17 protein-coding genes and 1 CRISPR repeat array are annotated in these 20,996 nt (G+C 26.8%); of the genes, 2 read left to right on the forward strand and 15 right to left on the reverse strand.

The features are described 5' to 3' along the window. Positions 1-11 precede the first annotated feature (11 nt). Complete coding sequence (gene adhE / locus KGF42_RS04555) at positions 12-2,615, reverse strand: bifunctional acetaldehyde-CoA/alcohol dehydrogenase (protein WP_107595717.1); 2,604 nt, start codon at positions 2,613-2,615, stop codon at positions 12-14. A gap of 553 nt (positions 2,616-3,168) precedes the next feature. On the opposite strand from adhE, the gene KGF42_RS04560 reads away from it, so the two are divergent. Further along, positions 3,169-3,390, forward strand: a complete 222-nt coding sequence (locus tag KGF42_RS04560) for a hypothetical protein (RefSeq protein WP_227825861.1) — start codon at positions 3,169-3,171, stop codon at positions 3,388-3,390. Between the two features lie 15 nt (positions 3,391-3,405). Here the strand turns inward: KGF42_RS04560 and KGF42_RS04565 are convergent, their stop codons facing one another. The 5 genes from KGF42_RS04565 to KGF42_RS04585 form a co-directional block, all read right to left on the reverse strand. Continuing rightward, positions 3,406-3,996, reverse strand: coding sequence for a dipicolinate synthase subunit B (locus KGF42_RS04565; RefSeq protein WP_227821771.1), 591 nt, complete (start codon positions 3,994-3,996; stop codon positions 3,406-3,408). A 2-nt stretch (positions 3,997-3,998) separates the two neighbouring features. Beyond that, the gene (dpsA, locus tag KGF42_RS04570) at positions 3,999-4,874 is read right to left on the reverse strand and encodes a dipicolinate synthase subunit DpsA (RefSeq protein ID WP_054274881.1); all 876 of its coding nucleotides are present in this window, start codon (positions 4,872-4,874) and stop codon (positions 3,999-4,001) included. Positions 4,875-4,949: 75 nt separating this feature from the next. Then, the gene (locus KGF42_RS04575; protein ID WP_227825862.1) at positions 4,950-6,341 is read right to left on the reverse strand and encodes an AMP-binding protein; all 1,392 of its coding nucleotides are present in this window, start codon (positions 6,339-6,341) and stop codon (positions 4,950-4,952) included. 3 nt (positions 6,342-6,344) lie between these two features. Next, positions 6,345-7,481: an acetyl-CoA C-acyltransferase gene (locus tag KGF42_RS04580; protein ID WP_227821768.1), complete on the reverse strand. Its 1,137-nt coding sequence runs from the start codon at positions 7,479-7,481 to the stop codon at positions 6,345-6,347. Positions 7,482-7,500: 19 nt separating this feature from the next. Next, on the reverse strand, positions 7,501-8,046 hold the full coding sequence (locus tag KGF42_RS04585; protein WP_107595676.1) for a biotin transporter BioY: 546 nt from the start codon (positions 8,044-8,046) through the stop codon (positions 7,501-7,503). 294 nt (positions 8,047-8,340) lie between these two features. Here KGF42_RS04585 and KGF42_RS04590 point away from each other — a divergent pair, with 294 nt between their 5' ends. After that, positions 8,341-9,120, forward strand: a complete 780-nt coding sequence (locus KGF42_RS04590; RefSeq protein ID WP_227821767.1) for a hypothetical protein — start codon at positions 8,341-8,343, stop codon at positions 9,118-9,120. Positions 9,121-9,305: 185 nt separating this feature from the next. Here KGF42_RS04590 and KGF42_RS04595 read toward each other — a convergent pair whose 3' ends face one another. The 9 genes from KGF42_RS04595 to cas8a1 form a co-directional block, all read right to left on the reverse strand. Beyond that, positions 9,306-10,223: a putative RNA methyltransferase gene (locus KGF42_RS04595; RefSeq protein WP_227825863.1), complete on the reverse strand. Its 918-nt coding sequence runs from the start codon at positions 10,221-10,223 to the stop codon at positions 9,306-9,308. A 309-nt stretch (positions 10,224-10,532) separates the two neighbouring features. Continuing rightward, a complete protein-coding gene (locus tag KGF42_RS04600; protein ID WP_227825864.1) occupies positions 10,533-10,967 on the reverse strand; it encodes an N-acetyltransferase in 435 nt (144 codons plus the stop codon). Positions 10,968-11,094: 127 nt separating this feature from the next. After that, positions 11,095-13,161: a CRISPR direct-repeat array (repeat unit 29 nt; unit sequence CTTTACATACCACTTAGTTAATATAAAAC). Between the two features lie 183 nt (positions 13,162-13,344). Then, the gene (cas2, locus tag KGF42_RS04605) at positions 13,345-13,611 is read right to left on the reverse strand and encodes a CRISPR-associated endonuclease Cas2 (protein WP_107595680.1); all 267 of its coding nucleotides are present in this window, start codon (positions 13,609-13,611) and stop codon (positions 13,345-13,347) included. Positions 13,612-13,614: 3 nt separating this feature from the next. After that, the gene (gene cas1b / locus KGF42_RS04610) at positions 13,615-14,595 is read right to left on the reverse strand and encodes a type I-B CRISPR-associated endonuclease Cas1b (protein WP_227823415.1); all 981 of its coding nucleotides are present in this window, start codon (positions 14,593-14,595) and stop codon (positions 13,615-13,617) included. A 2-nt stretch (positions 14,596-14,597) separates the two neighbouring features. Beyond that, a complete protein-coding gene (gene cas4, locus KGF42_RS04615; protein ID WP_413926990.1) occupies positions 14,598-15,116 on the reverse strand; it encodes a CRISPR-associated protein Cas4 in 519 nt (172 codons plus the stop codon). 47 nt (positions 15,117-15,163) lie between these two features. Then, a complete protein-coding gene (gene cas3, locus KGF42_RS04620) occupies positions 15,164-17,485 on the reverse strand; it encodes a CRISPR-associated helicase Cas3' (protein WP_227825865.1) in 2,322 nt (773 codons plus the stop codon). Beyond that, entirely contained in the window at positions 17,482-18,201 is a 720-nt protein-coding gene (cas5b, locus tag KGF42_RS04625; RefSeq protein ID WP_227825866.1) for a type I-B CRISPR-associated protein Cas5b, read from the reverse strand. Before cas5b ends, cas3 begins: the two co-directional genes overlap by 4 nt. Position 18,202: 1 nt before the next feature. Beyond that, positions 18,203-19,117 carry a type I-B CRISPR-associated protein Cas7/Cst2/DevR gene (gene cas7i / locus KGF42_RS04630; RefSeq protein WP_107595685.1) on the reverse strand — a complete coding sequence of 305 codons (915 nt, stop codon included), beginning with the start codon at positions 19,115-19,117 and terminating at the stop codon, positions 18,203-18,205. Position 19,118: 1 nt separating this feature from the next. Beyond that, positions 19,119-20,996, reverse strand: a complete 1,878-nt coding sequence (gene cas8a1, locus KGF42_RS04635; RefSeq protein ID WP_227825867.1) for a type I-B CRISPR-associated protein Cas8b1/Cst1 — start codon at positions 20,994-20,996, stop codon at positions 19,119-19,121.

Raw genomic sequence — 20,996 nt, forward strand, 5'->3', positions numbered from 1 at the left:
TTATAGTAACTTTATTTTCCATAATATGAATTTAAATACATATCTTTTATTTCATTCATAAGAGGGTACCTTGGATTTGCTCCTGTACACTGGTCATCAAATGCTTGAATTACCATTTCATCTATTGAATCTATAAACTTAGATTCTTCAACACCAAATTCTTTTATAGTTTTAGGAATACCAACTTTATGTTTTAAATCTTCAATAGCTACCAGCAAGCTTTGGAATTTCTCTTTATCAGAATCTCCTTTTAACCCTAAGAATGAAGCTATTTCAGCATATCTCTTTAATGCTTCTGGATATTTATATTGAGAGAATGCTCCCATTTTCTTTGGTGCATCTGAAGAATTAAATTTCATAACTTCTGTTATTAAAAGAGCATTTGCAACACCATGTGGTACATGATGGAAGGCACCTAACTTATGAGCCATAGAGTGACAAACACCTAAAAACGCATTTGCAAAAGCCATCCCTGCCATTGTAGAAGCATTTGCCATTTTTTCTCTAGCTTCTGGGTCTTTTGCTCCATTGTCATATGCACGTGGAAGATATTCAAATATACTCTTAATAGCTTGTAAAGCTAGACCATTTGTATAATCAGTTGCAAGCATAGATACATACGCTTCTAATGCATGAGTTAAAGCATCTATACCAGAAGCAGAAGTTAAGCTTTTTGGCATATTCATCATCATGTCAGAATCAATTATAGCCATATTTGGCATTAGTTCATAATCAGCTAATGGATATTTTACACCTGTATCTTGGTCAGTTATAACAGCAAATGGTGTTACTTCTGAACCAGTACCTGCTGATGTTGGTATTGCTACGAAATTAGCTTTTTCACCCATTTTAGGGAATGTATATACTCTTTTTCTTATATCCATAAATCTCATAGCTAGGTCTTGGAAATCTACATCTGGATGCTCATACAATGTCCACATTATTTTTCCTGCATCCATTGCACTTCCTCCACCTATAGATATTATTACATCTGGATTAAATTCTCTCATAGCTTTAGCACCTATCTTAGCACATTCCAAAGTTGGGTCTGGTTCTACTTCAAAGAATGTAGTATGCTTAATATTCATTTCATCTAATAAGTCAGTAACTGCTTTAGTATATCCATTATTGTAAAGGAATGTATCTGTCACAATAAAAGCTCTCTTTTTATTCATTACATCTTTAAGTTCTTTTAATGCCACTCCTAAACAACCCTTTTTGAAATAAACTTTTTCTGGTGCTCTAAACCAAAGCATATTTTCTCTCCTCTCAGCTACTGTCTTAATATTAAGTAAATGCTTAACTCCTACATTTTCAGATACTGAATTGCCACCCCAAGACCCACATCCTAAGGTAAGAGAAGGAGCTAGTTTAAAATTATATAAATCACCTATACCGCCTTGAGAAGAAGGAGTATTAATTAAAATTCTACAAGTTTTCATGGCTGAAGTAAACTTTTCAAGTTTTTCTCTTTGATTTACATCATCAATATATAATGAAGATGTGTGACCAAATCCTCCATCTTCTACTAATTTTTCTGCTTTTCTAACTGCATCATCAAAGTCACTTGCTTTGTACATTGCAAGTACTGGTGAAAGTTTCTCATGAGCAAAAGCCTCTTCTATTTCAACTGACTCTACTTCACCTATTAAAACTTTAGTATCAACTGGAACTTCAAAACCTGCAAGTTTTGCTATTTTAGAAGCTGTTTGTCCAACTATTTTAGAATTCAATCCTCCATTTACTAAAATTATATTTCTTATTTTTTCTGTTTCATCTTTATCTAATAAATAAGCACCACGCTCTTTAAATTCTTTTTTAACTTCATTATATATATTTTCTAATACTATAACTGATTGTTCAGAGGCACATATCATACCATTATCAAAAGTCTTAGATACAAGAATTGAGTTTACAGCAGTTTTTATATCTGCACTATCATCAATTATTGCTGGCGTATTACCTGCACCAACTCCAATAGCTGGTTTTCCAGATGAATACGCTGATTTAACCATCCCAGGACCTCCTGTAGCAAGAGTTAAATCCACTTCTTTCATAACAGTTGTAGTTAATTCTAAAGATGGCTCATCTATCCATCCTATTATACCTTCAGGAGCTCCAGCTAAAATAGCAGCCTCAAGAACCACTTTTGCAGCCTCTATAGTCGAGTTTTTTGCTCTTGGATGTGGAGAGAAAATTATTCCATTTCTAGTTTTTAAAGCTAAAAGTGCTTTAAATATAGCAGTAGAAGTTGGATTAGTTGTAGGTACAACTGCTGCAATAACACCTATTGGCTCAGCAATTTTAGTCATACCAAATGCTTCGTCTCTCTCTATAACACCACAAGTTTTAGTTTCTTTATATGCATTATATATATACTCTGAGGCATAATGATTCTTTATAACCTTATCTTCAGCAATTCCCATACCAGTTTCTTTTTGTGCCATTATAGCTAGAGGAACTCTCTGCTTATTAGCTGCTAAAGATGCTGCTAAAAAAATCTTATCTACTTGCTCTTGAGTATATGTGGCAAATATTTTTTGAGCTTCTCTAATTTTTGCTAATTTTTTAACTAAACTTTCAACATTATTTACCACTTCTGAACTAACTGTCATAACTCCATCTCCTCTTTTATTTTCTATTATTATTTGTTCTTTATGAGCCATTTTAACAACCTCCTGAGATAGTTTTTTTATTTATATGTTAATTTATTAACATTATAGCATCTGTTTTTTCTATTTTCAAGTTATTTTTTTAACATTTTATTTTTTATCTAGTATAACACCATCTACAGTATTAATATCTAGCTTTATAAATACTTAGTTTAACTATACATTACTTTATTTTTTATATAAATTACTGATAAAATCGTCTAAAAACTTAAGGATAACGTTATTATTTTAACATTTGTATTTTTGTATTTTTTACAAATAAAATTTTATAAGAATGCTTTTTAATGTAGTACTATCTCAAGTTGAAAAATAAAAAGATTCTAAAATGAAAATAATAACTTGATTGCTAAGTTAAAGTAAATATAGTTAAATATACAAACAGTTATAATATGTAGTATAATTAAAAAAATATATTCACAATTTTTACATACTGCTAAATAAAATATATTTAATACGATATAGATAAATTTGAAGTTTATAAGGAAGGAGGATAAGTATGAAAAAATTAAAAATAATTAGCATTTTTTCTTTAATTATAAGTGTAATTTTAATTATTGGAGGTATTGGAGTAGTAACTTATTATGTAGATAATTTGTTTATTAGAGGACTATCAGTATTTATTTTAATTATGTCTTCTTCTTTTGTATCAACGACAATGACAAAGGGGCTTATCTCTATTTTGAGACAGCCTCTTTGTAATATTACATGTTATACATAATATTGTAGCACTAACCTATTGATGCGGACTTTTTATAACAGGCTGTAACTGTTTATTCTCTAGAGCAAGCTCTATAGTTGGAATTATTAGCTCAGTGTGTGCAATCATAGAATTAGGTTTTGCCTTACAATTATCTTGACCAAAAGGTACAAAATATATATTTTTAGAATTAAGAAGAATACCAATATTTTTGAAATTAAAACTTAAAGCATCATTCGTTGATATTGATATTACCAGCGGTTTATCATTACGAAGATGACCTTTTGCTGCCATTAATACTGGTGAATCTGTAATCCCATTTGCTAATTTTGCAGCAGTATTTCCAGTACAAGGAGCTATTATTATAATATCAGCAATTCCTTTAGGTCCAAATGGCTCTGCCTCTTCAATCGTAACTATAGGTTTATTTCCTGTAACTTCATATGCTTTTTTCATAAACTCTTCAGAATTTCCAAATCTACAATCGATATTTTGTGATACATCTGAAAATATAGTGTGTACATTTGCTCCTTCTTTAACCAAATTCTCTAACTCTATAAATATTTTATCATAAGTACAAAACGAACCAGTAAATCCTACTCCAATTGTAAGTCCTTCAAGTCTCATTTCTAATCCCTTCTTTCATTTATAATATTTTCTATAGCGTTAACAAGAATTTCACCAGATGTTTTTGGTGAGTATTTACCAGGAAGCCCAAGGCAAAGAGTCGCATTAATACCTGCTTCTTTCGTAACAGAATAATCTACTCCTCCAGGAGAAGAAGCTATATCAATAATAGTTACTTCTTGTGATACTTTTTCTAGTCTTTCTTTTGTTAAAATACACTCTGGTATAGTGTTAAAAATATAATCAAACTGTAAAAGCTTTTCATCAAGTTGATTCAAAGGAATACTGGAATACCCAAATGCATTAGCCGTACTTCTTGCATCATTATTTCTTGCACCAACACATACATTTGCATCTAAAGCATATAATTTTTTTGCAAGTATTTGTGCACATCTTCCATAACCTAATACTAAACAGTTACTTTGATGTATATTTATTATACTTCTTTTAATAGCTTCTGCTATAGCCCCTTCAGCTGTAGCAACTGCATTTAAAATAGCAACATCATTCATTTTCATAAAATCATAAATCTGAATAGAGTGTTGCTCACAAAATTTACAAACTTTAGTTGGTATGTTACCTCCAAATAATATTTGATTAGGAGATAAATTAATTAGCAAGTTATCAATAGTAGCATCAAGACAACCATCAGTATTTTCAATGTTAACTTGATTTTTTGTAAATGGAATTGGACATAAAATAATGGAACTTTTGGATAGTGCTTCAGCCAGTGAAGTTGATTTTCCAACGATTCCATTTATAATTTCATTTGATATTCCATAAGTGATTACAGAATACCCTTTATTAACTAGTTTTTTTACCATGTATACTTGTCGCAGGTCTCCCCCAATAACAGTTATATCGTATTGATTTGACATATTGTAAGCCTCCTTTACTATATACAATATGTTTTTATCAATACATTGGTTCACTAAAATTACTAAATATTATACTTATAATATTTTTAATAAGGCTAATCTATCTATCTTTTCAGAAGAGGTATATGGAAATGAATTTAAAAAAATAATTCTCCTTGGAATTTCATTTTTCATTAGATTATTTCTCATTTTAATCAATAAATCTTTCCTTGTAATTTTATCTATAGTTGTCACAAATAATACAATTTGCTTTCCTCTTATAGAGTCTGAATATGGAAGTACAACTGCATCTTCAATTTGAGGAATTTTTTTGACTTCATTTTCAATCTTAGTAGAACTAACTTTAAATCCTCCAATATTTACAATATCATCATTTCTTCCTTCAAATATTAAATATCCATCATCATCAAAATATCCAACATCATTGACAGAATAAGGCTTGGTTGAATTATATACTGCATATTCTGTATTTACAAAAATTTTTCCTTCTCTAATATATACATCTATTCCTGGAAATGCTCTACCTACACTTAGAGGTTTTTCAATTAGTTCTTCATAGCATAAATATGTAATATAATTTAATTCACTCGCTCCATAGTATAAAATAATTTCAGACTCTGGCATATATTTTTTTAAATTTTTTGCAGTATCTTCAAATAATAATTGAGAACCTGTGAAAATACTTACAATTTTGTGTATTGGTTCTTTTAAGTGTTTGACCAAAAGTTGAAGCTTTGTAGGTATAAGATATATGTTGCTTATATTATATTGTTTTATTGTCTTTATCCATGACTTACAATTCAGACCTGAACTTATTACAACACTACCACCTTCATATAATACAGACATTATAGAATTTAGATTTCCTGTAAAGCTAAGTGTTCCATTAATAAACAAGATTGATTCATCAGAAATATTAAAAATACCATTTTGTATAGGAAAAAATCCAGCCCAACTCTCATACATTCTATACAATACTTTTGGAACACTTGTAGAGCCTGAAGACAAAGCTCCCATACAAATGCTTTTATCTAAATAGTTCATAGGATTCTTATATTGATACATATGTATATTGAATTTAGGATTAAGCACAGAAAAATTAACTTCGTTTAATCCTTCATCATCATTATTACCAAATAAATCAATAGTGTCCATAGACTCATCAGATATAATGATTGAAATATGGTTTTTTAATAAAATATCATTCAATACTTTTTTAGAAAGATTATAATGACAAATAATAGGAATATTCTTTGAATAATTAATAGCAAAAAAACTTAATAACTGAAACATTATATTTTTAGAATATATTAAAATAGGGATATTTTCACCTATCGAAATTTTTTTTCCTAATTCCTCACTATCACTTAATACATTCTCATAAGTATACTTTTCTCCATCTATAATCAAAAAATCTTTATTTTTATGGATATTTTTTTTTATTTTTAGAAGTTCATAGTAGTTCATAATCTACACCCTTTCAATCAATAAAGCTGAACCTAGACCACCAGCTGCAGCTATAGAGCAAATTCCATATCTACCCTTAATCTTTTCTAGTGCTTTTAAAAGATGTAATGCAATAATTGCACCTGAAGCACCATATGGATGACCATACGCTAAAGCTCCACCAAATATATTATATCTATTGATTAATTCTGGATACTTTCTTTGAAATAGCACATCTATAACTGCAAATGCCTCATTAAATTCAACTGCAGATATATCCAAATAGTTAAGTTTTTCTATCTCTAAAATTTTATCCATTGCTTTTATCGCTGATGTTGGACTTAAATTGGCATCTGTTCCTATTGTACATGTATTAATAATTTTTGCTTTAGGGTTCTTTTTTACACGTTCTAGATATTTTTTAGAACATAGTATAATAAATGAAGCTCCATCATTAATAAGACATGAATTTGCTGCATTTATAATAGTTCCTTTTCCTAAAATCGGTGGTATTCTATCTAATAACCTTTGACTCATCTTATCACGTATACCTTCATCATAAGTACTATTATCTACAGGATATATAATATCTTCAAGTATTTTCTCATCTCTTGCCTCTTTTGCTCTTTTATGACTTTCTTTTACCCAAAAATCCAATTCTGTTTTCTCAATTTGATATAACTTTGCTACTCTTTCCGCTCCTTCTAACATACTATTTTTGCTATTATCATCAGGTGAAAATTGAGCAACTGTATAATTTGGATTATTTATATCATATCTTTTATCATTTTTATGATATGTGCACATTGGTTGTAAAGAACTACTTTCAAAACCTCCTGCAATAATTAAATCACACTGACCAGATTTAATCTTTGAAAATGCTATGTCTATACTTATCATAGCAGAAGCACACTGCATATCCACAGTAAAAGCAGGTACTTCATTTGACACTCCTGCTGTTAAAGCCATTAATCTAGCTATATTGCCTCCTGTACCAACTGCATTTCCACATATAATCTCATCAATTCTACCAATTTCATACTTTTCAATAAGATGTTTTAACACACTTGCTCCTAGTGATTCGGGTTGAACAAATTGAAAAATCCCATTTTTTAGACCTATATGACTTCTCAATCCTCCTAATATAAAAACCTCATCCATATATTACACCATTCCTTTATCATAGATTTCTTCTTAGTACATTATTCAGTTTAGTACCTAAAAAAGATGCAATAACTGATTTTATTGTATCTCCAATTAAAAATGGTACTACTGCTGCGAAAAGTGCTGCTTCTACTGTCATTTGATTAAAATAGCACATAAATACTGTTCCCATAAAATATATAATAGGCATACCAACAAAAATTGTTATTAGTATGTATCTTTTAATATCATTATTTCGTCCTTTTAATAAACTAATAATTAGTGCTGCAAACAAAAATCCAAAATAAAAACCTCCTGTTGGGCTTAATAGTTTCCCAATACCAGATGTTCCTCCACCAAATACGGGTATTCCAATTAAACCTATCATTATATATACACCAACTGTACTAAATGCTTGTCTCGGCGTTAAAATCAAAGCTATCAAATTTATCATTATTGTTTGTGCTGTTACTCCTGCTGGAGTAAATGGCAATGGTATATATATGTAAGATGATATACATAATAATGCTACACATATTGACATTTTAGTTAAATCTTGAATATTTACTTTAGTATTTTCCATTTTTATAATTCCCTTCATATGTCTTATTCAATTTAATTTATATGTACATATATAAAATTTCTATTAAAGCTTTGTTTTAGTATAAAATAAAGAAATTTTTTTGTCAACTACTCTCTATATATAGGTTTACATTTAATTCGTAAATAAATTTTATATTAATACTTTATATTTTAATGGTTATTTATAAAACTTTGTTTAAAAACAAGTTTATTTAGTCTATACTTGTAAATTATAATATGATATATTTTTATATGAGATTTTATTTCATATAAAAAACAATAAGGAAGTGATGATATGAAAGTTAATGAAAATAATTTATATAATATAGATGAAGAGTTGGATGAACTTAGTAGGAAAGTTTATTTAGATTCACCAGATTTTTGGATAAGCATTTCTGACAAAATAATAGATAAAGTATTTGATGAAATGTTATTATTTTTTGCAGTTAAATATAACTATTTCCATATATTATCCTTTGCTATTGAAAACAATTGTATAGATTTAAACATGCCATCCAAAAATAAAGAATACCCTAATATAATGAGTCATTTTTTAGATACAGCAAAACAGAATGAAGATAAAAAAATTTATAATTATCTTCTAAGCTTAAATAAAGATAACACTCTAGATGAAAGCTCGACTTTAGATAACTTGAATTGCAATACTAGTGGTGATACTTTTGAAAAAAAAGAGGTATATATTCCAAAGTACTTGTGTCCAAGCTGTAATTCTAATATTTTTGATACAGGTTATAAAGTATCAAATGATATAACATATAAATTTTCTTCTCAAAAAGCTGAACTTATTGAAATATCTAGTGAAGTTTCTTCTATCAGATGTTGCAATTGTGACAAATTTTTAGAAGATATTACACCTGACAAATTATATAACCTATGTAAAATTCAAAACTGTAATAATTGTGGTTTTAATTTAACTAAAGTAGGAATTATTGCAAAGAAAAAAATGGACTTTGATGAGAATACTGAAGAATTTAAAGATGTCTCAACATCTTACTGTTGTGGAAATTGTGACTCTGAAATAAACTCATCTCAAAAAGAACATTTTAAGATTTAAATATTTATAAGCCCAGATAATAAGATTATGTTATCAGATACTATATAAATTTTTAAAATATGTAAAAATAAATACTCTTATAATAATTAAAATTGCTATGAAACTAGTTCTTACTAAACTAATTTCATAGCAATTTTCTATAATCTAATAATTATCAAATTTTAACAAACTTTTATAAATATTTTTTATTTTCTTATAATACCAACCATCACTCTTAAATCAACTGTTATATCGGATATATCTAATTCTAACAACCTTAGAAACTCTTCTTCATCCAATGATGATGTCAAAGGTGTCATTTTAACTAAATTTCTCAAGTTTAATTTACTAATATTGGTCTTATAATTAATTCTATTATCATAAATCAAATCAAGATGCTTCTTAAATACATCTACAATGTTTTTATTATCATAATCACTATTTTTTATATTTTTCTGTATACTTGTCCTTATTTCTTTTAAATAATTTGACTCTGGAACAATCTTTATTACCATTCCATAATTATTTAAAACTCTTGCAAATTCCTTATAGTTCGCAGGAGAAAATATATTTAATATTATATAGAACCTATTATCTTTAAATGGTAAATTTGCTAAATCTGAAATGCACCATATAATCTTATTTTCCCCTCTTGTAGCAATAGAAATTCCTTCTCTAGCTATATCAATTCCAATTAACTTACATTTATTACAAATATCTTTATCTTCATATAATTTATTTAAGAAATATCCTTCACCACATCCTGCATCTAAGATATAGTTACTATACTTATTTAAAGTGTAATTTTTAATTATAGATTTTATTTCTTCTATTAAATTATCATACACTTTAGAATTATATATTTCATGTCTTGACTCAAATAGTCCTTTATCGTAAATAGTTTTTGTATTACTATTTACTAAATTAATATATCCTTTTTTAGATATGTCAAAACAATGTTTATTCACACATTTGACACTATTTTTATCAAATATAACCATATTCTCTTTACAAAGGGGACATTTAAATACATCTATATTTTCGCTAAGTAGAAGTCTAGCTGTTTCTATCTTTTTTAACTTTTCAGTATTTTTTTTATTTACATTACTTATATTCTGTTTCATTTCCATAATCTCCTTAAATTTACTATTTAACTTAAATAGCACGAAATTATGGCTACTTGTATAAGATAACTTCTTCTAGAATATATAAAATGCGTTATAAATTGTTGTAAAATAGCCACAATTTGTGCGCTATCTTCTTATTCTAATATAGTACATAAATGCTCTTTTATTCATAATTCTTTCCTCCTATCATTACACTTTTTCAATATTTTAAGCACATTGAGTTTATAATTTTAAAAATTATTTTATAAAAATACTCACACTCAAATGACAAATACTTAATTATCTTTTTAATAGAATATACTCATGTTATTTACTATATTCCATTATGTATTCTTTAAATCCGGAGTCTTCATTTACTTGTACTTGCTCTTTTAATATATTAAAACCTTTTTTATTGTAAAATATAACTGCTTTTTTATTATCTTTGTACACTGCTAAGCTTAGCTTTTTATATTTTTTAGTTACATAATCTAAAAGTTTACCTCCTATACCTAGATTTTGGTATTTGGGGTTTATAAATAAAGCTCCTATAAAGCTTTTATCTATTATACTTATAAATCCTTTTATTTCATCTTCATCATCATATACAAATGTATCTGATATAGGTATATATTCGTTTTTGACAGTATTATAGTTATTTTTCCAGTATTCTTTACTTATAAAGTCATGTGCTTTTATTGTGCTTTCTTCCCATATTTCCATGATTTTATTTATGTCTTTGTTGTTTGATTTCCTTATCATAAATTTTGTTTCACCTCATTTTTGTGTTGATTTTTATCATATTTATAGGTAAGTGTATTTTCTTTAGGTATGATTTGGTTAATATAAAACCTAAGGTTAATATTGATAATGTAAGAGAAGTTATATTATTTACATACCACTTAGTTAATATAAAACACTTCTGCTAATTCCGGTATAGTTGCTGGTGCTACTGCCTTTACATACCACTTAGTTAATATAAAACTCTATACCAAACACATATAAAAAACCATTTATACTGTCTTTACATACCACTTAGTTAATATAAAACTTTTACTAGGTTCTATTAATGGTATTAAATCTGTTAGCTTTACATACCACTTAGTTAATATAAAACCCCAAAGTTGTTTAAATAAGTCTGCTCCTCGAAGAGCTTTACATACCACTTAGTTAATATAAAGCACATTTCCAATTAATGAAAATATTATTGTATTTGTTCTTTACATACCACTTAGTTAATATAAAACACTTTTGGATATTACTTTTTATATGTTGCCTTCTAAACTTTACATACCACTTAGTTAATATAAAACAATTTAATCCTCGTATGTGGAATGATAAACATCGCACTTTACATACCACTTAGTTAATATAAAACAAATGTGTTGATGCTATAATAAATTTATGTGAGTATCTTTACATACCACTTAGTTAATATAAAACTGAAAGAACCTTATAATACTAAAAATAAACATGAATACTTTACATACCACTTAGTTAATATAAAACCAGATAATAAAGAAAAAAATGGTTTTGTAGTAGAGTTCTTTACATACCACTTAGTTAATATAAAACTCATAAATTGAAAGTACAGTATAAACAAAGCGAACAACTTTACATACCACTTAGTTAATATAAAACGTGGTGTTTATTTACCAACAAGCAATGAAAATTTTGCTTTACATACCACTTAGTTAATATAAAACTTATGATATAATAATGACATCATTTAGACTTTAAAACTTTACATACCACTTAGTTAATATAAAACCTCCATCTTCTGTATCATATGCACTTATCCCTTTAAGCTTTACATACCACTTAGTTAATATAAAACATATTTCTCTTTCAGAATAAGAAAATCTTATATCTGACTTTACATACCACTTAGTTAATATAAAACATTTATAATAGGTGCTCCATCTACAAACAAACCTAATATCTTTACATACCACTTAGTTAATATAAAACGGTTTTGAGAAAGTAAAACCCTTGGAAACTAAAATACCTTTACATACCACTTAGTTAATATAAAACAAACTGTTCTTTCAGATATATCATTGTAGACATTCAACTTTACATACCACTTAGTTAATATAAAACAATACTCCTCGTATTTTAGTTCAAATTCGTAGTTTTCTTTACATACCACTTAGTTAATATAAAACCCAGAAGATAAGAAAATAAAACAAACTCGTCCAGCCTTTACATACCACTTAGTTAATATAAAACACCCATTTCCTTAACTCTAACAGTGTCATATAATTTCTTTACATACCACTTAGTTAATATAAAACCCAGATTCCAAACCAGATAAAATAAATAGTTCTCCAGCTTTACATACCACTTAGTTAATATAAAACCTTGTTTTTGTTAAGCTTACAGCACTCATTTTTAAAGCTTTACATACCACTTAGTTAATATAAAACCAGTATTATGTATTTAATATTTATGGTCCTGTAAAAACTTTACATACCACTTAGTTAATATAAAACAACGTTTGGAGGTTTTAATATGATATATTTTTACAGCTTTACATACCACTTAGTTAATATAAAACAGAGAATATATTAAGATAAACAGAACTCTTGAAGCACTTTACATACCACTTAGTTAATATAAAACAAGCTTGTGGTTATTCTCTAGGTGTTGACAGTCAATTCTTTACATACCACTTAGTTAATATAAAACTCTATAAAATAACATCCAATCGCTTACGCACCCCTCACTTTACATACCACTTAGTTAATATAAAACCAAGTGAAAAATCTATATCAAAACTAAAATTATAAAACTTTACATACCACTTAGTTAATATAAAACGCATACTTTGAGTGAGAGAGAAGAAGAAATACTTGCAGCTTTACATACCACTTAGTTAATATAAAACATTCATACAAAACTCCTTTTCCCACATTGCGTATCAACTTTACATACCACTTAGTTAATATAAAACCCCAAAATAGGTGTAATTGAATACATTGAAAATACTGCACTCAAGCAATTATAATTCAATAAAAACATCAAAATTTGCAGTGAGCGAGCAGTAGTGCAATTGATAACAGTTATCATATACCTTCAATCCATTATATTCCAACTGTTAACACCTATTTTAGCATAAATATCGCTCACTGCAAACCTATATAAACATTTCATCAGAATACTTATCAATACCATAACATTTCTTTTTAATTGAATTAGGATTTTTTATCTCATAAACATAGATTGAATCTTCACTATTATCAATAATGTTTTCTATTTCAGAAATACATTTATGTAACTTTCCATCAGTAATATCTCCTTCAAAAACAGAATTTTGCGTCCAAGTCAAATATTTTCTAAGTATCTTTCTAATTCTATTTAATGACCTTGCTTCAACAATATCATAAGTAACAATAACAAACATATTTTACCACCAAGCCTTTAAAACTCTATACTTTTCATCATTTATAAAGTGTTTAATTAATTTGTAACACTCTAGCCTTATAAACATTCTATACGAAACTTTTCTATTTAGATTTCTATGTTTTATGGTTGTCTGCATCTTATTTTCAAATTCTTGTAAGAATTTCTTCTTTCCTTTTTCACTTAAATAACAAATTTTATCTTGATATGAAAAATCATTCTTATTGATTCTCTTATTATTAATTAAACTAAAAATTATTGTATCAATAATAAGAGGTTTAAAAATTTCAGCAATATCTAAGCTTAAAGAAAATCTTTTTGTAGATGGTTCATGTAAAAAGCTTATAGTAGGGTCAAGCTGTGTCTTATATATCTCACTTAAAACATTCGTATACATTATGCTATTTCCAAAAGACATAAGAGCATTTACTGGGTCTTTAGGAGGTCTTTTTTCTCTCTTATAAAATTCAAAATCATTTCTTAATATTTGATTAAAGGATTTATAGTATGTTTTTCTTATTCTACCTTCTTTACCCATAAGTTCTGATATTTCTTTGATATCATTCAAATCATTTAGTTCATCTTTTATAGTATTAATTAAACTATCATCAACATTGTAATACCTCATATTTCTTAAAATATGGTATGATGCACTTTCTACAAATGATTTTGCTAAATATAGTCTTTCATTTTTATCTAAATAATGAGCTGATTGACATACTATGCTGAATCCTGACACACTTTTCTTTCTTGGATAATACGTACCTGAATAATACCCATAATAATTATAGAAGTGAAGCATAACTCCATATTGGCTTATATAGTTTATAAGTTTTGTGTTTAAATCTACTTCTCCATATATATGAATATCATCAACTTGTTCTACTGGTAATATTTTTTTCTCACCTTCTAAATTATAATAGTAAATCGTATTTTCTTTTCTTTTTATATTACCATTACTTATAATATAATAGTCTTTATACATTGTTACTCCTCCTTCACAAAGCAAAATTCATAATAAGCACATTTTGTACAATAAGGTTTTTTCTCAATTTTAGGAGGAGATAACTTCATATTTATTTCATTTATATTTATAAGTGTGTTTTCAACAATTCTTTCTTTTTCCTCTGTTAATATCAGTTCTTCTTGTTTCTTTTCCTTGACATAATTTATGGTTCCTTTTTTATCTATACCCATACTATTTTTTAAATAATACAAGTAATAGTATAGCTGCATTTCATCTGCTTCTTTCATCTTTGAACTTATTTTTACTTCCTTAACATACTCATCCTTTATTATATCTAATTTCAAGATATCATCAATTAATACTTCTTTATTTTTCATTCTTTTATAAGAATCTTCATGTACTATTTTTCCAGATAAAACCCTACTACTATTTTGTTCCATGGTTATTCCTTTAGAGAATAACCATAGCTTTCTTTTACATACATAATAATAATTTATCTTTACTCCTTGAACTTTCAATAATTCTAAATCTATTGGCACAAAATCACCTTCTCTAGTAAATTTTAGCCACATTGTTAATATAAAAATCAAATAAATTGGTCTATTTCCTTACCTATAATCACACCTTTACCAAATATCTGTTTTGTATGCTTATTTTCATGTATATCATATTTATATAAAAGTATTTTTAAATCTTCTAGACCCTTTATATTTATATCCACTATATTTTGTTTAGCTTTATATATTGGTATATTTACACTTTTTTTAATTATTTCTCTTCTAGCTTTTTTTCTCTTAGATTTTATTTCATTTATTAATTGTCTATCTTCATTACTATATGCCTCTGTAAGTTCTTTCCCCAAAACTTTATAATCTTTTACCAAAGTTTCTTCAATTTTATTATATATATCCTCTGGTATTACTGTATATCCTTCAATATTTCTAAGTATATTTTGTGCATCTTTAGAGCCCAAACTATATGGTGTTATAGTATCTAAAATATTTAAAGCACTAGTAAATCTCTTTTTAAAAGCTGTACCTTCTAAGCTTTCTTTAGAGTATAGTATCTTAACCATTTCTACCTTATATTTTTCTTCCATCTTCACACATTCTTTGCCATTTATAAAAGCCTTCAATAACTCAAGTCCATTTTTTACAATTGTTTCATCATAAATACTTCCTATTCCTGTAGCTTTTTCTGTATATATAAATATATTTGGACTATTTTCTTTATACTCACGACTTCTATAACATCTGCCAAATCTTTGAAATAAACTGTCAAGTGTTGAATTTTCTGTATGAAGCTCATCAAAATCAATGTCAAGGGATGCCTCTACTAATTGTGTTGTAATCCAAATTCCATTTCTATCACTATTGGCAAATTCTTTTATATATTTTTCTAGCTTTGCTCTATCTTCTTGTATATACATAGAATGTAGAAGATTTACATTAATATCTATTCCTTTTGACTTAACTATCTCTTCTATTAACTCATATTTTTCTACAGCACTTTTAACTGTATTTACTATTACTAAAACTTTTTTATTCATTCCACTTTGTATTATTTTTTCTAAATTTTTATCTATTGAATTTTTTACAATGGCTACACAGTGTCGTATTTTTGTTGTATTTTTTGTTAATATAGCTATATTACTATCTATTACACCTCTTTTTTTTAGTTCATCTATATATATAGTTGGCATAGTAGCTGTCATTATCATAAATCTGCCACCTATCTTATGTATCATTTCTATACCTTTTACCAGTACAGCTGCTATTTCTGGCGAATATGCTTGTATCTCATCTATTACTACCTTTGAATATGCTAATGTTGAGTATACTTTTTCATAGCCTTTATACAAAAAAGGAAATTTAAATATTTGGTCTATTGTAGAAAATGTCAATTTACAAGATAACAACTTTGCTAAATCTACAATTTCATTTGAATTTTCCTGATTACTTTCTTCCAGATAATCTACTGCTGTTGAATGTAATAATCCTAGGAATGTATCATTTGAGTCTTCTACTCCAACTATATTTTTTGCCCTATCAAATAATGCATTTATACTTACTCTTAATGGTAATGTAAAAAATGCCTTATCTTTATCTATCCAAATTAAAGCAGTTTCTGTTTTTCCCATTCCTGTAGATGCAATCAGTATTATATTCTTGCTTCTATTCAATTTAGCAAATGCCTGAACTTCCCTTAGACTACCAAACTCTTTTATTAAATGTTTTTCTGTGTATTCACCTATATTCATATTACTATTACACTCCACAACCTCATGAGCAGAAGCACTGTGGTCTAATCTATGTAGTATTCCTTTTAACATGACATATAAATTATAATATTTGTGATTTTTATCTATTCTTTTTTCTATACCTTGTAAATATATATTACTAAGTTTCTTAGTTTTTATATGATATCTGACATTAAATTCATTTTGTATTTCATCTACTTTATTTATTAAATCCTTATCTAATACTTTTTGTACCAAATCTTTAAAATCTTCATCTATAAAGATATCTCTTTCATGATGATATACAATAACTTGATTGAGCATATCCATTAAATCCCAATCATCTTCTATATCCAAGTATCCATAATTGATAAATGCAGGAGAAATAAAATTATGCCCTATATTGTTCTCTAAATTAGTTATTATTTCAGGTTCATTTATTTCAATATCCATTCTACTTCTTATTAGCTTTTGAAATGGTGAAAATACTTTTCCAACATCATGAAATTCTATAACAAAATCAAGCCATTCCCAGAATTTTTCTTTGCCTAAAAAATCCAACTTATTTATACTTGTATCATAACAACACTTTAATATATTTCTTTGTTCTAAAAGCTCATCAGTATGTTCTCTTAATGTTTCTACTGGATTAGATTTTGCATATATCAATAAAACTCACCTCCTTCTTTTCTATTAAAGTATAATAAATCTCCATCTGCATCTAACAATATATATCCACGTCTTATTTTATTACCTTTTTCAATATAATAACTATCAATTTTGTTCCAAATTCTTTTTTTATCTTTATTAGCATTATTTTTATAATAATTGTTGAGTCTATAGCTTATTCCATTTATTACTTTATCTTGTAAAGTTGACTTTGGTATATATATAGGTCGTTTTATCTTATATTTTGATAATTTGTGATTTTCATAATCATCTACTTCTACTTTCACAGCATTTACTTCAAACTTATTAACTTCTACAAATCTAATATCATTAATTCTTACTAAATCTTCTTTTCTACCTAATGATAAATACTCATTATAATTTAATAAACTCTCATATAATTTTTTTAATAAATCAAAATCCCCACCTATATGAATTATCAAATTTACATTCAATAACATATGACTGTTCATTGGCATAGATGTAATACTATCCTTTTTATAAAAATATGTTGTCTGATAATTATTAAATATACTTTCATATGTCCCCTGTACACTTATATTAAATGGTATATACTCCGTAGCATTTAATATTTTGTGAATTAATCCATTTACTGTAGAATATGGAGGCAGTGGATATGTCTCTGTAATCTTCATAGCAAATGGCTTTTTATAGCATGCAGTTTCTTGAAATAAATCTAATTTCAAAACCTTCATATTAATTCACCCCATAATATTCCTTTACTTCTTTAACTAGTTGTCCAAAAAATTTATCTACGCTTAAAAAATTATCTTCAAATAACTCCTCAAATTCCTCTTTATTTGTAAATGCCCCATCTACCATTCCAATATAGGTAAATTCTTTTAAATCTTTTCCTAAAAAAGTACCTTGAACTACTTCTTCTATTGCTGACTTATTTACTTTAAATCCATTTTTATCTCCTTTTAATTTAATTCTACCCAAGAAAAATGGATTTGCTATTTCATACACTCCTCCTACTACAAATAGAGGAGATAAATTTTCTTGTCTACCTCTAATATTTCTATTTAATACTTTTATTATTTCTAAAAATTCTACTACTCTTCTACATTTCTCTTTATTATCAAGTTCTATATCCCCATCCTTACCTATTTTAGATAAATCTATAGTCGCTGTATATGTATAGTAACTTAAATGTTGCTCTATGTTGGCAAGATTAGGGTGTTCTCCTATTCTATCTGCTAATCCTTTATTATTTAAAAAGTCCATGTCACTTCTATATGGCTCAAGAGAAATCGCATTACTCAATCTTACAGTGGCTTCTCTAGTCAATGAACCCCCTTTTTTATCTTTCTCATCTTTTTTATTTGTTTTCATATATCCAAATAAGTCCATTTCTTCTGATTCTCTTATGCTTATATTATCTTTAAACTGAATTGTACCTTTTCCTTTATCAACAACTTGTAAATTCCAATTAAATAACTCCGAAGCTAATCGTACTATGTCATATCTTAGACACTGACGAGATGCAAATGTATAGATGTTTCCATCAGCTCTACTTAGTTTTTTTAATTCTGATATATTACCTATACCTTCACCATAGTTTAAACTTTGAGCCTGTACTATTACTGTAAATGTTAATCCTCTTTTCATCTTATTTTTCCTCCTCTTCGTTTGGTAGTTTATCTTTTCCTTCATATTTTCCAGAAATTAATCCAGATATAAAAGCATGACCTATAGATTCAAAGTCTAAATCTTTTTCAGTCTCTATATCTAAAAAAACCGCTGGAAGCCTTTTTCCAGCTGACATAAAAATTCTTATAAGTGTATCCATAAAATCACTTTTATTTCCAACTTTAACTAAATTTAAAAGTTTATAACTTACTCCATCTATTTTATTTTTAGAATTTTTATTGACATAATGGTCATGTATATCACAACCCAAATAATAAATTATTCTCAAATTTTCATCATTCTTTTCCAAATTTTTACTATCCATTCTATATACCCCCTTCTTATAGCTATTTATTAATGCTCTTAATTGGACTACTCTAAAACAATCTATTCCTGATATATTTGATTTGTTGTTGCTTTCCATATCATTCTTAACTTTATTTCTTAAAGTATTATTAGTTAAATGCTTCAAGTCTCTATTTTTCAAGAGTAAATCTAATACATTTGATTTAAGCTTATAATCATAGATACTTTGTATTTTTTTATTTGCATACTCGTCTGTAAAAATTTTTGCTAAATAAGTAGGAATATTAAAATAATTTATTTTACATTTTTTAGAATCTATACTTGCCTTAAATTCTACAAAAAGTATATTATGAAGTTGCCATTCACTTTTTAATTTATTTTCTTCTACTATACCTCTTATAAGTTTATTAAAAGGATTTTCATCTTTGGAATCTGAAGACTCACTTTTTTGAGCTTTTAAACTATTGTTTCTTTCAAAAAGCTCATTTATAGAAGTATCCATGTTAACAAATAAATAAAACTCATTCTCTTCATTAGATAAATAATTCTTTCTTGTATAAGTAGCCCCTGCTGGAGTACAGAATAATATAAGCTTACAAACATCACATATTGATGATGTATACTCCTGATTCCAAAACATATTCCTAGCATTATTGGTACTTACTCCAAGTGGAGCAAAATTACTTTCTGAGTATTCATCTAATATTCCTTTATATAAACCACACATTTCACATACTTCTAAACTATCCATATACTCTTTTATATCTTCAATACTTTTATTTTTCTTTATAAAGTTTTTATTTATTTCCTTCATAATTTTTTCTATAGTATTTACACTAGACTTACTAACTTTTTTTTCACTTACATCTTTAGATATACTATCCAATCTATCATTCAAATAGTTTTTCAACTTATCACAGTCATTCTCTTCTAATAAATCTTCTAACTCTCCAAAATATATAATTTGTCTTAAATAATCATTAAACATTACTTCTTTTAATCCATCTAAATCTAACTTAGCCTTAGCAACATTTAAAAAACTAACTTGTCCAAAATAATTATCTTGAACTACATATTTATAAAGATTGGCTGTAAGTCTGTCATTTATTGATTTTATTTTAAATATGTCTACAATCTCATCTACTAAAGTTTCTAATATCTCAAATTCATCATAACTTTTTATTTTAGACATGCTATCTAACTTTTCTTTTATCAAGTTAAATTTTTCTTCATCAAATTTTTTGACCTTATCATTTTGCTGTTTTATATTATCCTTAATTTTCTTAATTCCATCTTTAATTTTATCAGGTTTAGATTTAATAAAATTTATACTGTAATCAACACTCTTCCTAATCCTTTTTGATACATCATATTCATCCATGAAGTAATTAAAATAATACTCATGAAAGTTTTCAAGAAATGAACTATCAAATTCGATATAGTCTTCCATAATAAATATTTTTTCTTCTATATCTGCTTTCTTTACTATATTTAAAAATCCAACCATACCCATATTAAAGAACCAGTCTCCTCTATAAACTCTTAATTTCAT

Source organism: Clostridioides sp. ZZV15-6383, assembly GCF_020657735.1.
Taxonomy (GTDB): Bacteria; Bacillota; Clostridia; order Peptostreptococcales; family Peptostreptococcaceae; genus Clostridioides; species Clostridioides difficile_D.